Origin of the sequence: Pedobacter foliorum (genome assembly GCF_013266735.1) — a bacterium.
Lineage (GTDB): Bacteria > Bacteroidota > Bacteroidia > Sphingobacteriales > Sphingobacteriaceae > Pedobacter > Pedobacter foliorum.
This window is the reverse complement of record NZ_JABSNU010000023.1, coordinates 18,759-33,301: the sequence shown is the minus strand read 5'-3', so window position 1 is coordinate 33,301 and position 14,543 is coordinate 18,759. Positions and strand designations below refer to the sequence as shown.

Annotated in this window: 12 protein-coding genes; 3 read left to right on the top strand and 9 right to left on the bottom strand. The window is 37.7% G+C overall.

What is annotated here, in order from left to right:
- Nucleotides 1-13 precede the first annotated feature (13 nt).
- The 3 genes from HQN83_RS24345 to HQN83_RS24335 all read left to right on the top strand — a co-directional run bounded on the left by HQN83_RS24345 (nt 14) and on the right by HQN83_RS24335 (nt 5,987).
- Nucleotides 14-892 carry an SdiA-regulated domain-containing protein gene (locus HQN83_RS24345; RefSeq protein WP_173094237.1) on the top strand — a complete coding sequence of 293 codons (879 nt, stop codon included), beginning with the start codon at nt 14-16 and terminating at the stop codon, nt 890-892.
- 141 nt (nt 893-1,033) lie between these two features.
- Nucleotides 1,034-3,397 carry a GAF domain-containing protein gene (locus tag HQN83_RS24340; RefSeq protein ID WP_173094235.1) on the top strand — a complete coding sequence of 788 codons (2,364 nt, stop codon included), beginning with the start codon at nt 1,034-1,036 and terminating at the stop codon, nt 3,395-3,397.
- 1 nt (nt 3,398) lies between these two features.
- Nucleotides 3,399-5,987: a BamA/TamA family outer membrane protein gene (locus tag HQN83_RS24335; protein WP_173094233.1), complete on the top strand. Its 2,589-nt coding sequence runs from the start codon at nt 3,399-3,401 to the stop codon at nt 5,985-5,987.
- Between the two features lie 199 nt (nt 5,988-6,186).
- Here HQN83_RS24335 and HQN83_RS24330 read toward each other — a convergent pair whose 3' ends face one another.
- The 9 genes from HQN83_RS24330 to thiC form a co-directional block, all read right to left on the bottom strand.
- A complete protein-coding gene (locus HQN83_RS24330) occupies nt 6,187-7,032 on the bottom strand; it encodes a CvfB family protein (protein WP_173094231.1) in 846 nt (281 codons plus the stop codon).
- A gap of 70 nt (nt 7,033-7,102) precedes the next feature.
- On the bottom strand, nt 7,103-7,432 hold the full coding sequence (locus tag HQN83_RS24325) for a hypothetical protein (protein ID WP_173094230.1): 330 nt from the start codon (nt 7,430-7,432) through the stop codon (nt 7,103-7,105).
- Between the two features lie 106 nt (nt 7,433-7,538).
- A complete protein-coding gene (moeB, locus tag HQN83_RS24320; RefSeq protein ID WP_173094228.1) occupies nt 7,539-8,576 on the bottom strand; it encodes a HesA/MoeB/ThiF family protein in 1,038 nt (345 codons plus the stop codon).
- Between the two features lie 7 nt (nt 8,577-8,583).
- Entirely contained in the window at nt 8,584-9,702 is a 1,119-nt protein-coding gene (gene thiH, locus HQN83_RS24315) for a 2-iminoacetate synthase ThiH (protein ID WP_173094226.1), read from the bottom strand.
- A complete protein-coding gene (locus HQN83_RS24310) occupies nt 9,695-10,459 on the bottom strand; it encodes a thiazole synthase (protein WP_173094224.1) in 765 nt (254 codons plus the stop codon). Before HQN83_RS24310 ends, thiH begins: the two co-directional genes overlap by 8 nt.
- Nucleotides 10,460-10,652: 193 nt before the next feature.
- Nucleotides 10,653-11,288: a thiamine phosphate synthase gene (locus tag HQN83_RS24305; protein ID WP_173094222.1), complete on the bottom strand. Its 636-nt coding sequence runs from the start codon at nt 11,286-11,288 to the stop codon at nt 10,653-10,655.
- A complete protein-coding gene (locus tag HQN83_RS24300) occupies nt 11,285-12,031 on the bottom strand; it encodes a hydroxymethylpyrimidine/phosphomethylpyrimidine kinase (RefSeq protein ID WP_173094220.1) in 747 nt (248 codons plus the stop codon). Before HQN83_RS24300 ends, HQN83_RS24305 begins: the two co-directional genes overlap by 4 nt.
- Complete coding sequence (locus HQN83_RS24295; RefSeq protein ID WP_173094218.1) at nt 12,025-12,615, bottom strand: thiamine phosphate synthase; 591 nt, start codon at nt 12,613-12,615, stop codon at nt 12,025-12,027. The genes HQN83_RS24300 and HQN83_RS24295 overlap by 7 nt, the downstream gene beginning before the upstream one ends.
- Nucleotides 12,616-14,499, bottom strand: coding sequence for a phosphomethylpyrimidine synthase ThiC (gene thiC, locus HQN83_RS24290; protein WP_173094217.1), 1,884 nt, complete (start codon nt 14,497-14,499; stop codon nt 12,616-12,618).
- Nucleotides 14,500-14,543: the final 44 nt, after the last annotated feature.

Here is a 14,543-nt window from a genome sequence, read left to right as displayed (position 1 = left end):
ACCTAAGTTGCTTATGAAGCGAATTTACTCTAAATGCCTCTGTATTGTTATTTTATTGGCTCTTTTTGGAGCCTATGCATGTAAAAGCCCATTAGGTAAATACACAAGCCCTAAAGGCTATGACCTAACAAAGCCAGATAAGTTCAATATGCCTTCTAGCTTGCTGGAAATATCAGGTATTGCCTTTCATGATAGTAATAGTGATACAATTTACAGTATTCAGGATGAGGAAGGTAAGTTGTTTAGGCAAAAATGGGATGTGAAAGAACAAAAGAATATGAGGTTCGGATCAAGAGGAGATTATGAGGATGTAAGCATATTTCATGATAGGGTCTTTATTCTTAAAAGTAATGGCGCATTATATTCTTTCCCTTTTTCAGAAGCAGTTAAAGAGAAATCGGATGTTGTAAAAGAGACAAAACATTTGGTGCCAAAAGCAGAATATGAAAGTTTATACGCAGATGCTGCTACCAACAAGCTATACATACTGTGTAAAAACTGTCCGATTGATAAAAAAGCAAAAACAGTAACGGGATACATACTTGACTATAACCCATCTACGGATAGTTTGGTAAACTCAGGTAGCTTTAAAATTGATTTAAAACAACTTAAAGCTGTTTATCCTAAATTTAAGAATGACCTGAGGGCTTCGGCAATGGCTAAAAATCCTAAAACGAATGAGTGGTATATTGTTTCGTCAGTAAGCAAACTTTTGGTTATAACCGATGATAAATGGAATGTAAAAGAAGCACACCATTTAAGTTCTTCTATCTTTAATCAGCCTGAGGGGATTGCATTTGATAAGGACTTGAATCTATATATATCCAACGAAGGAGACGAGCTAACAGATGGCAATATTATCAAATTCAAGTATACACCCAGCAGTAAGTAGCACAGGAGCTGTTAAATAATTACCCTCGTTTTACTTATTTAGCAAATACAGGTGCTACCTTTGAACAGGTTTTTTATTTTTATTAAAGAATTTATTTCAGGGTTTTAATGTTGTTATTAAGGCGCTGTAACAAATATATCAATGCAATCAGTAACGCTAAATCTAAATCAAACAGTAAAGGAACCAGGAAGACATCCGATAGGTGCAGATATTAAATTGTCCTTAAATCCATTTATTGAATATGTTCAAAGAAGAGCGATTGAGGAAAAAACTGCCAAGATTAACTTCTACAAATATATATTAGAGCAATTTAATCATTATCCTGAGCTTAGAAATCCAATAGCTCCTGAGGATGCTAAGAAGTATTCTACACTTTTTGAGTTAATTTATACCTCGTTGTCGCCTATTATTAATGATGAAGGTCAGCAATTTTGGGCATTAGGTACACCCATTTCTCCGTGTTTTCATTATGGTACCGATGCATTTTATAGTGTATTTATGGAGCCATCCATGTGCAGTTTAAAATCAGATTTGAGCTTGCCATCAAAAAAGGAGATGGATAAAAGTCTGCTATCGACCTTTTATAACCTTATTCTTGAGAAGTTTTACAACTTCTCCTTAAACAACAATAAGTTCACTGTTAAATCTATTATAGATCCTAAAACCCATTTGCTTAAGTATTATCGCTTAAATGTGGATACTCGTTTTTTGGATATCAGGGCAAAGACTAAATTACCTGAATATAATTTAAAGGATGTAAAAGACTATATTAAGGATGAACGGAACTCATTAAAGATATTGACCAAGATAATACCACCCGATATTTTTAGTATTGAGGGGATATCTATTGTAACCCTAACCGATGTTACAGCTGAGTATGCTTTAGAAACCGTTAAAAATCTGGTTATAGAGCACAATGAATCTCAAAATGGACAACATAGCAGGGATATTGCAACTGCTCTAAAAACGCTTGTTGGATCTGATGAGATAAACTTTGGTATGGTTCCATACCTTAAACTCAATAAGAAACTACTGATTAATGAACAATCAGGTTTTCAGAGCAAAGTAGTACAATTGGCAAGAGAAAAGGATGATGTTGAGTATTTGCATTTGATTCAAGATTATCTTGATAATCCGCGTACCCTTATTTTTCCAGATATAACCGACGAAGAGCATGAAGTTTACCCTATGCTTACTTTGTTGGATGAAGTAGGAATCAAATCGTATGCTTTGTTTCCCTTATATTATAATGGAAAGCTGGTAGGGGCATTAGAGCTATATACAAAAGACTCAAGTAAATTTAATGGAAATACACTTACTAAAATAGAAGCTTCTTTTCCTCTGTTGGCGCAGTTATTCCATAACATCATTATAGATTTTAATAATGAAATTCAGGATGTAATTACGGATAAGTTTACCGCATTACAGCCTTCAGTTCAATGGCGTTTCCACGAGGCAGCATTTAATTATATACAATCTGGTGCCAGAGATAGAAACTTGCCAATTGAACCTATATTTTTTAGAAATGTATTTCCTTTTTATGGGGCTGTAGACATTAGGAACTCAAGTATACAGCGTAATTCGGCAATAAGGAAAGATCTGTATGTTCATTTCGAAATACTAGAAGAAACGCTTACCGCTATCAGAAATACTGTTTCAGCTTGTAAAAAGAGCGAAATACCATATGAGGCAGCAATTTGGAAGTACAAAGATTTGGATGAGCTTTCTGATCGTGAAATCTTAAAAACAGAAGATTACTTACAGCGACAAATACCGGCTTCCCTGAATCATTTAAGGGATAACTATCCTGAAATAAAGAGTATAATAGATAGATATTTTACGCTTACAGGTGTTAACGGAAAGGTTTTTGAAAACAGAGAACGTTACGAGAAGAGTATGCAAATGATTAATGTGGCAGTAACACGCCATCTTGATGAGTTTAATGCAGAAATTCAGAATGTTTATCCAAGTTATTTCGAAAAGTTTAGAACAGACGGAGTGGAATTCGATATTTATGTAGGACAATCTATAGGACCTAAAATCCCAATGCCTGAAGATTTACTGAATACATTCAGATTAAAACAGTTGAGGGTACTGGCAGAGATTGCTCAAACGACAAGTAATTTAGGGCCATATTTCTCATTACCACTGGAAACGACACAGCTTATTTTTGTTTATGACAAGCCTATTGATGTGAGCTTTAGAATAGATGAACAAAGGTTTGATGTAGAGGGTAGTTATAATATTCGCTACCAGATGGTTAAAAAGCGAATTGATAAGGCTCATATTAAAGATACATCCGAAAGGTTAACACAACCGGGTAAGATTGCTATAGTGTATTTTAATAGCTCTGAATCAAGAGAATACCTGGGATATATTAAAAAGCTTCAAAATCGTGGTTTATTGAATAACGACGTTGAACATTTAGAAATAGAAGAATTACAAGGTGTAGAGGGATTAAAGGCGCTAAGGGTAGGAGTAACTTTAAAAAGAATAATTAACTAATATGCGCCCTCTAAAGAAGCTCGTTAGCGCCGCGTTAATCACCTTGTCTATCCCCGTGATAGCTCAGGTGCAGAAACCAGCAGATTCCATTACAGTTGCAATAGCACCTGAGTACAATAGTGTAAGCAGTTTTCATAGGTTTTGGCTTGGCGAAAGCTATCGTCAGATATGGGCAACGCCTGTAAAAATTAGGATTATTGACCTTCAGAAAGAAAAAGGCGGATTAAAGATCGTTAAACTGGGAGGCGGTATGCAAACTCGTTCATTGCGATTAGTAGATCCAACTGGCAGAGAGTATGTTTTAAGGACTATACAGAAATATCCTGAACAGGGCCTGCCTGAAAACTTAAGACCAACCATTGCTAAAGATATTGCGCAGGATCAGGTTTCTACGAATCATCCTTTCGCAGCTTTGATTGTGCCTCCTTTAGCTGATGCACTAGAAATCCCTCATTCAAAGCCGGAAATCGTCTATGTAGGAGATGATCAGGGATTGGGTGAGTACAGAGAGAAATTTGCAAATGCTGCTTATTTGTTAGAGCCAAGATCTCCTTTTGAGGAAGAAACAGATAACACGGCCAAAGTACAACGTAAAATACAAGAGGACAATGACCATAGGTCAGATCAGAAGCTAACATTAAGAGCCAGACTGCTTGATTTTGTTCTGGGGGATTGGGATAGACACGAAGATAACTGGCGTTGGCTGGCTCAGAAGGCAAAGGGCGAAACCACTTATATTCCTGTTCCTAGAGATAGAGATAAAGTGTTCTATAAAACATCAGGAGTATTCCCTTGGATATTGAACCACCAGTGGCTAAAGTCACATTTACAGCCTTATAGTGATAATATTAGAGATGTAAACCATTGGAACTTTAACGAAAGGTATTTCGATAGGTATTTTCTAAATGAGCTTAATGAGCAGGACTGGAAGGATGCAGTTAAATTTATTCAGGATAAATTAACTGATGATCTGATCAATACAGCCTTCAGAAAGATGCCCGATACAGTATTTAAGCTTAGTGGTAATCAATTGATTGGTCACTTTAAATCAAGGAGAGATAAATTAGATACGTTTGCTTTACAATACTATAAGTTTTTATCAATAAATGTTGATGTACCAACTTCTGATAAAAAGGAGTTCTTTGATGTCAATTATGCAGATAACGGAAACGTGGAGGTCACTGTGTATAATATCAATAAGGAAGGTAAGAACGGAAGGTTAGTATATAAAAGAACATTTGATCCTAATGTAACTAAAGAGGTTAGGCTGTTTGGAATGGCAGGAGAGGATGTTTTTTCTGTTAGAGGTAAAGAAAACTCAAAAATCAAAGTTAGGATGATTGGGGGAGATGATGCTGATAAGTTCGAAATAGCCCAAGATGTTTCAACTAAGCCTTACATATATGACCGTTCTGATGAGTCCAATCAATTTCCGGATAATGCTTTGGCTAAGATGCGTCTTGCAAAAGACACCCTTGTAAACAAATTTGATAAGAATTCTTTTTTGTATGACAGGTCTGGAGTTCTTTTTAATCTGAATTACAATATAGATCAGGGTGTACAGGTCGGTTTAGGTTATATTATAGAAAAACAAGGCTTTAGAAAAGACCCATACGCATCAAAACACGAGTTTTGGGCTAACTATTCAACCGGAAGGAAATCATTTATTCTGGATTACCTGGGCGATTTTAAAAAGGCTGTAGGCAATAATGATCTAATTGTACATGCAAATTTACTGGGGCCGAATAACTTGAGTAATTTCTTCGGAATTGGAAATAATACACAATATCTCCATGAGCATAATGATGATAATGAGGAGTCAGATCGTGAGGATGGAATTTCTTATTACAGAAATCGTTATGACTACTTAAATGTAGATGTAAGGCTAAGCAGAAAGTTGAATAAACACCTAAGAATAGAAGGTGGTGTGTTAGGGTCGTTCTATACTAGTACAGAATCAGGAAATGAAGAGCGCTTCTTTACTGACTACAATGCCGCTAATCCATCAGAAGAGATCTTTTCGGATAAATACTATGCCGGCTTTGTAGCAGGATGGACCTATGATAGTCGTGATAATATAACTAACCCTAAAAAAGGTTTATACTGGAAAACATCTTTAACAGCACAACAAAGGGTTGATAAAACCAATGATAAGTATGGCGCTGTAACTTCCGAATTTCGTTTCTATATTAATCCTGGAAAATCAGGATTGGTATTTGCCAATAGGATAGGTGGAGGTACTGTTGTTGGTGCTCCTGCTTTCTTTCAGTACATGCAAATAGGAGGAATTAGTAGTTTAAGAGGTTTTAACAGCAAAAGGTTTACGGGGACTACAATGGCTTACCATAACCTTGATATGAGGTTAAAGCTGTTTAATTTCACTTCTTATCTAGTTCCTGGAACTGTTGGGATGATCGCTTTTAATGATTTAGGTAGGGTTTGGGAAAAAGGAGAATCATCTTCAAGATGGCACCATGGTTACGGTGGTGGATTGTACGTGATTCCTGGTGAGGTAATTTTGATACAGGCAACAGTAGGGTTCTCTAGGGAAGCAACAATGCCATATTTATCAATAGGATTTAACTTTTAAAATTGAAAAGGATTTAACTAAAAGACTGGCTCTGTTATTGAGCGTTCGTCATCCTGAATTTATTTCAGGACCTCGTTTAAGCAAGGTTTGAATACCAGTTGCGAGGTCCTGAAATAAATTCAGGATGACGGAAGTACAAATAAAAAAGAGGCCGTGCAAATTATGATCAGCCTCTTTTTTATTTGTACTGTTTTTCTCGTTACTCTGCTTCGTGATCAACCAATATCTTTATTTCGTGATCTGAAACGGTAATCAAACGATCTTTATACAATCCACCAATTACTTTCTTAAACGCGTTCTTGCTAATCTTAAATCTTGCGTATATTTCTTCAGGAGAGCTTTTGTCACCTAGAGGAATTACACCACCGCTTTCTTTTAAATCGTCCAATACGCTATCTTTTGTATCAAGGATATGACCATAACCCATTGGTTGCAGACTTAAATCAATCTTACCACCAACACGGATCTTTTTAATCCAACCCTTTCTAACTTCACCCGGGTTAAGCACATCAAACAATTCATTGGTGTACAGTAGTCCGATATATTTGTTGTCTACGATGGCGTTATATCCAAGGTCAGAACGATCAACGATAAGTAAACTTACTTCATCACCCTCTTCTAAATCTATATCTTCCTCTTCAACAAAATTGGTTAACCTCGAAGAAGCAACCATGCGGTCATTACTTTCATCAAGAAAAACATAAACTACGTGACGATCTCCTTTAAACATTGGACGCTTTTGTTCTCTTTTAGGAACATAAATGTCTTTATCCAGGCCCAAATCCATAAAAGCACCATCTTCACTGTCATCAACAACCGTTAGATAAGCAAAGTCGCCAACACATGCTAAAGGTTTTTTTGTAGTACCCATTAACCTGCCATCTTTGTGAACATAAACGAATACCGTTATGTTATCACCTATTTCGGCATTCTTTGGAACATCATTATAAGGAAGTAATACTTCTTTCTCCCCTTCGGTTAAAATAAGTCCTGCTTCTGTTTTAGTTATTATTCTTAAATCGTTGTATTGTCCTATTGCTATCATGGTCACTATGTTGAGTCATTTCTGATAAGCCAGAAATGACTGTATTTCTTTATGAATTGCAAAGGTAACATTACTGAGTGGGTAAATTGCTAAGAGAGCCTGCCTCAATGCAAAAATACTTTTCAATTGTGAGCGCCGCATGATATGGGATGTCCTCTTTTGAGTCAATTGGTATGTTACTATAGTTGTCTAAAGTATTTATACACTTGCCAATTAGCTTAGGTAATTCCCTTCTCATAGACTTATAGCTACTATGAGTTAGGTTATTCATCAGTTCCTGAATTCTGAATTTCTTTTCTCCGTCTTTGTCTATAACCTTTTTAACCGGCTTTTTTTTAACTGTATTACCAACTTCTGTTTTTTTACTAGTACTTTCTTTTTTTACAATCTGTTTTTTCATTTAAATTTTTGAGGTTTTTTATGATTTATTTAAGATTGTAGATCTACACTGCAAGTCTATGTAGAAAAGAATATATAGTGGTTAAAATATTGAAAGAAATTTTAACTTATTTGTTGAGGCTTAGGATATACATCTGAGCATCTGTTTTTTCTTTTAGCAAGTTATAAGCTATCCTGCTTCTTAAACCACTTGTACAGCAAAGCACAATTTTCTTATCAGTAGGGATGGTGTGAAGATGATCGTTGAGTTCGTATAATGGGAAATTAGATCCACCTATATTGTATTCCTCATATTCAAAATCCTCTCTCACATCGATTAAAAACAAAGATTCTTTTAATTCCTCAAATGCCTCCGGTGTTATTTCTTCATAGCCATTATTATAGTTTTTATCCGAAACGGATTGATACTCTGTTTTAATTGGCTTCTCATTTTTACCTAGATTAAGAATTAAGGACGAGTTATCCAGTGCATTAGTAATAAGTAATTTACCAGATAGCAATTCGCCAAACCCACAAATCAATTTAATGGTTTCATTAGCCATGTAGCTACCAATAATACCAGGCAAAGTTCCAATTACTCCACCCTCATCACAATTTGGAACCTCATCGGTAGGGGGTGGTTCAGGAAATAACGACCTATAATCTCCACCGCCATTATAATTAAACACAGAGACCTGACCTTCAAATCTAAATATAGAACCAAATACCAATGGTTTGTTCAAGGCAACGCAGGTGTCATTAACCAGATAACGGGTAGGGAAGTTGTCTGAGCCATCTACAACTAAATCATACTCTTGAACTAATGAATTTGCGTTGGTTGTGTCAATTTTAAAAGGATAGGAAACGAAACTAACATGCGGATTAAGCAATTGCAACTTACTTACTGCGGTATCAGCTTTACTGTTGCCTACATCAGTACTGTTAAACAGTATTTGCCTGTGTAAGTTGCTCTCATCAACCGTATCATGATCAACAACACCAATTTTTCCTATTCCGGCTGCGGCAAGATAAAGTAGCACCGGAGAACCTAAACCACCAGCTCCAATAATCAGTACTTTAGCCGCTTTTAGCTTTTGCTGACCTTCTACACCCAGTTCGGGTAGTAGTATTTGTCTGTTATATCTCTTTAGTTCAGCGCTATCCATTGTCAATTTAGTTTTTAGTTAAGCTAACATCCCAGTCTTTCCATACAGGTTCATAACCTTGAGAGCTGATCATTTGAGCTATTTCTTTCGCGTTGCGTTCATCAGAAATCTCAAACTGTTCTAACGATTGCGGTTCAACTGCGTACCCACCAGGGTTAGTTTTAGAACCTGCACTTATAGATGTGATCCCTAATTTCACTATATTATTTCTAAAAACGATGGATTCTCGTGTAGAAATTGATAATTCTACCTCTTCGTTAAACAATCGGTATGCACAGATCAGTTGAACAAGCTCTTTGTCGTTCATCACAACTTTAGGTTCCAAACCTCCGCTAAATGGGCGTAAGCGCGGAAATGAGATGCTATATTTACTCTGCCAGTATCTCTTTTCGAGGTAGTTTAGGTGCATTGCGGTAAAGAAGGAATCAGTTCGCCAATCCTCCAGACCTATCAGTACACCCAATCCCATCTTATGGATTCCGGCCTCACCCAATCTATCGGGAGTTTCTAATCTATACTGAAAATTAGACTTTTTTCCCTTTGGATGATGTTTTTTATAGTCTTCCTGATGGTAAGTTTCCTGATATACAAGAACTGTATTTAGTCCATAAGGAGTAAGTTCTTTATAATCTTCAGTATCCAATGGCTGAACTTCCATTGATATATGAGAGAAATGAGGCTTGATAAGTTCCAATACCTTTTTAAAGTATTCGGTATGGACCGTTTGATTGGCCTCGCCAGTAACCAGTAAAACATGATCGTATCCCATGTCTTTAATCACGGCTACTTCCTGCATAATCTCCATTGGAGTAAGCGTTTTCCTCCTAACCTTATTGTCGTAACTAAACCCGCAATAAGTGCAAATGTTATTGCATTCATTAGAAAGATATAGCGGCACATACATCTGAATGGCCTTGCCGAAGCGCTTAAGGGTTAGCTGCTGACTAAGCTGTGCCATTTGTTCCAGGTAAGGAGCCGCTGCGGGAGAAATGAGTGCTTTAAAATCTTCCAATGTTCTTTGAGGTGAATTTAAAGCGCGCTCCACATCTGCGCTGGTTTTAGCGTAAATGCTTTTACTGGTCTCATCCCAGCTGCAGGATTCAAAGAGGTCTGTGAATTTAGTCATCTAAGAATGAGGTTAATGGGCTGCTTGCTACAGCATGTAAATTAACAGAACCAAGCTTGGCTTCAAAAGCCATTCTGCCTGCCTCAACGGCTATTTTAAAAGCTCTGGCCATTAGCTCAGGATTTTGAGATACTGCGATGGCTGTGTTTACTAAAACAGCATCAGCACCAATTTCCATAGCCTTAGCTGCATCAGAAGGTGCGCCAATTCCGGCATCAATAATTACTGGTACATTACTCTGACTAATAATAATTTCTAAAAAGTCTATTGTTTTTAAACCTTTATTACTGCCAATAGGAGAGCCCAATGGCATTACTGCCGATGTACCTGCATCTTCCAATCGTTTGCACAAAACCGGATCTGCATGTATGTACGGAAGTACAATGAAACCTAATTTTGCCAGTTCTTCTGTAGCCTTTAGTGTTTCAATTGGGTCGGGCATAAGGTATTTAGGGTCTGGATGAATTTCAAGCTTAATCCAATTGGTTTCTAAAGATTCTCTTGCCATTTGAGCCGCAAAAACAGCATCTTTTGCATTGCGAACACCGGAAGTATTCGGTAAAAGGTTAATATGAGGATGGTTTAAGTGAATTAAAATATCATCATCATTGTCTTTCAAATCGACCCTTTTTAGTGCAACAGTTACCAGTTCCGATTCCGAAGCAAGCAATGCTCTTTCCATTTCAGTAGCCGAGCTGAACTTGCCGGTTCCTGTAAATAGGCGGGATTTAAATATTTTATCTGCTATTTTTAACATTTTGATTTTGCTATTTTTAACATAATAATTTGTTTATGTTGTTGGTATTCAGTGTTGTTTTTAGTTCGTCATCCTGCTTCGCTTCTCCGTCATCCTGCATTTATTTCAGGACCTCTCACCTGCAAGGGAGCCTTTCTCTTGAGGGGGGCTGAAATAAATTCAGGATGACGACCGATTCATGACGACGATACACTCAGGATGACGGAGCTAATAAATTTTCATAAATTCTATTTATGATGGCTGCTGTGTCATTCTGATTGGTTAATGCCCCTGAAACTGCTACACCATGCACCCCGGTAGTTATAATCAAAGGAATATCTGCCAATTCAATACCTCCAATTGCAATAATAGGAGTGGTGATGCCCGATATAGAAACCTGTTCCATAATTGCTTCATAGCCCTCTAAACCGATTATAGGACTTAAATTCTGTTTGGTATTGGTAAAGCGATAAGGGCCTAATCCAATATAATCAGCACCTTCAGCCACCCTTTGTTTAACATGATCAAAGGTGTTAGCCGTACCGCCGATAATCATTTGCTCACCAACAATGCTTCTTGCTTCGGCAATTGGCATATCAGTTAACCCCAAATGCAAGCCATAAGCTTCAGCTTTTAGCGCAATTAGTGGATGATCATTTACAATCAGTCTCGCTCCATAAGTTCTACAAAGCTTATTAGCTTTAATAGCCAGTTCAAGAATCGCCTCTTCAGGCTTATTTTTAACCCTCAGTTGTATCCATTTAGCGCCTGCAATAAGTGTTTTTTCAATGGCATCAAGGTGACTGATGTTGTCAGTTTCCTGCGATATATAATGTAGTTTATCAATCATAATGAGTGGTACCCAAGTAGGGTGTTGTTACTGTTTAAGAATTTTTCGATGTATAGTTTAGCATTGCTGCAAGCCTGTTTTAAGGAATAACCCAATGCCACATTTGCTGTAATAGCTGCGGATAAAACACACCCAGAGCCGTGTTTTTGATGAACATCAGCAACCCCAGGACTAAATTCATGGATGTTACCGCTCTCATACAAATAATCAGTGCCCCTTAAAGCTGGGCTATGGCCTCCCTTTAACAAAACAGCACAATACTGCGCCCAAAAGCTTATCGACTCTATTTGGCCTCCTAAACTCAGCATTTCATTGTAGTTCGGAGTAATCAGGTCTATTTGTTTAAGCACAGGTGCTAATGCCCGTATTCCATTTGCCCAATCGTGAAACTCATACCCTGAGCTAGACTTTAATATAGGGTCAATAATGATCTTTAAATCAGGTGTTTTTGATTTTAAAAAAACAATCACCTCATGTAAAACAGAAACATCTTTGATTAGCCCTATTTTACAAGCTACTACTTTAAACCTGGTCATTAAAGGTTCAAGTTGTGCAATGATTTGAATCGAATCTAACCAGTCGTTCTGTAAAAATTCACTATCTGTTTGTACGGTTAACGCACTGCAGATACCGAAACCATAAACCTGATGCTGCTCAAAACACTTTACATCAGCCAAAACACCAGCGCCGGCACTAGGGTCAAATCCAGCAATACTAATTGCGTATGGTCTGTTTGCTAACATCTTTCCATTATACTTTTAAAATTACTTACAGCTTTCGAAAGGTCATTCCAGATAAAACCCAATAGTGCAAGCCCGTCAAATCCCATTAAACTAACTTCATCAAAGTTAGAGGCATTGATTCCACCAAGTGCTATCAACTTTGTGCTGCTTAATCGCTGCGGTAACCTAAAATCGGCACCAAGTACACCAGCATACCCCGGTTTGGATATGCTGTTAAATACCGGTCCAAAAAAAGCATAATCAAATCCTTTCAAATCATTGACGTCCTCAAGTTGATGGATGGAAGTGCTCAACACCGTGTCTTTAAAATTAAGCCCTGTTTTAGCCTCCTGTAATTGCTTTCTCTGCTGCTCTTTGTAATGTAATCGGTTAATCCCGAAATCGGCTGTAAGGCCGTGAAACTGATGCAAGGCGATCCTGTTGTGATATACCTCATCAATTTCGGAAATCAACTGCTTGCAATACGATCTAGTACCTGAATTTTTTCTTAAATGAAATACATCTAATCCATTTTCAAACAACATATTAATTATCTTAGCTTCATTACTAAGGGCAGAAGGGTTAGAAATTACAATTACATTCATCTACAAATAGATTTCGCTGCCTTTTTCAGTAAATTCTTTAGATTTTTCTTCCATTCCTTTGGTCAGTGCATCTTGTTCATCAACGCCTTGTTTTGCGGCATATTCCCTAACATCCTGCGTAATTTTCATCGAGCAGAAGTTTGGTCCACACATAGAGCAAAAGTGAGCGATCTTAGCACCATCGGCAGGTAAGGTTTCATCATGAAATTCCTTTGCAGTATCCGGATCAAGCGAAAGATTAAACTGATCTTCCCATCTAAATTCAAATCTGGCCTTACTTAAAGCATTATCTCTGTATTGTGCACCTGGGTGACCTTTCGCTAAATCGGCAGCATGAGCAGCAATTTTATAGGTAATTACACCATCCTTAACGTCTTTTTTGTTAGGTAAGCCAAGGTGTTCTTTTGGCGTAACATAGCATAACATTGCAGTTCCAAACCAACCTATCATTGCAGCGCCAATGGCTGAAGTGATGTGATCATAACCCGGAGCAATATCAGTAGTCAATGGACCTAAAGTGTAGAAAGGAGCTTCAGAACAATGTTCCAACTGTTTCTCCATGTTTTCTTTAATCAGGTGCATTGGTACGTGACCAGGACCTTCAATGATAGTCTGTATATCATGCTTCCATGCAATTTTGGTTAATTCGCCAAGCGTTTCCAATTCAGCAAACTGGGCTTCATCGTTAGCATCGGCAATACAGCCCGGTCTTAAACCATCGCCCAAAGAGAAGGCAACGTCATAAGCTTTCATGATCTCGCAGATCTCCTCAAAATGAGTATACAAGAAGCTTTCCTTGTGATGTGCAAGGCACCATTTTGCCATAATTGATCCACCTCTTGATACAATTCCGGTTACTCTTTTTGCAGTAAGCGGGATATAGCGCAACAACACACCTGCATGTATAGTGAAGTAATCTACACCTTGTTCTGCCTGTTCAATTAAAGTATCTCTAAAGATCTCCCAAGTCAAATCTTCGGCTTTTCCATTCACTTTTTCTAATGCCTGATAGATTGGAACTGTCCCAATTGGAACTGGTGAATTACGGATAATCCATTCGCGGGTTTCGTGAATGTTTTTGCCGGTCGATAAGTCCATTATCGTATCCGCACCCCATCTGCAAGCCCATACCGCTTTTTCAACTTCTTCTTCAATGGAAGAGGTTACAGCCGAATTACCGATGTTGGCATTGATTTTAACCAGGAAATTACGACCAATAATCATTGGTTCTAACTCTGGGTGGTTAATGTTGCAAGGAATTACAGCTCTGCCCGAAGCTACTTCAGCGCGTACAAACTCTGGTGTAATGTAGCCTTTAGGTGTGTTTGCTCCAAAGCTATGGCCTTTGTGTTGGTGGCTCATTACATCATATTGAGCGCCCAATTGCTCATTTAAAAGGTCTATTCTTTGGTTCTCTCTAATGGCAATGTATTCCATTTCGGCAGTAATGATGCCTTTCTTCGCATAGTGCATTTGGGAAACATTAGCGCCTTTTTTTGCCTTGTAAGGTTTATTTATATAAGCAAAACGCAACGAATCCAATTTGCTATCGGCCAAACGTTGCTGACCATAATCAGAAGAAATATGATCCAATTGATCTACATCCAGTCTGCCGGTTATCCATTTTTCTCTTAGTCTTGGTAAACCTTCCCTTACATCAATATGTGCGTTAGGGTCGGTATAAGGGCCGCTGGTATCGTAAATTGTTACCGGAGGGTTTGGTTCTGTTAAGCCGAAGCCATTGTGAATCTTGGTATCGCTCAAAGTAATCTCCCGCATTGCAACTTCAATATCGTGCAATTGTCCTTTTACAAAAATCTTGCGTGAGGCAGGGAAGGGGCTGCGACTGATCACTTCTTCGGTTGGCGTTTTTTCACTTTTCATAAATGCTTTAATTTATAATGAAGGATTGATTTAATACTAGATTG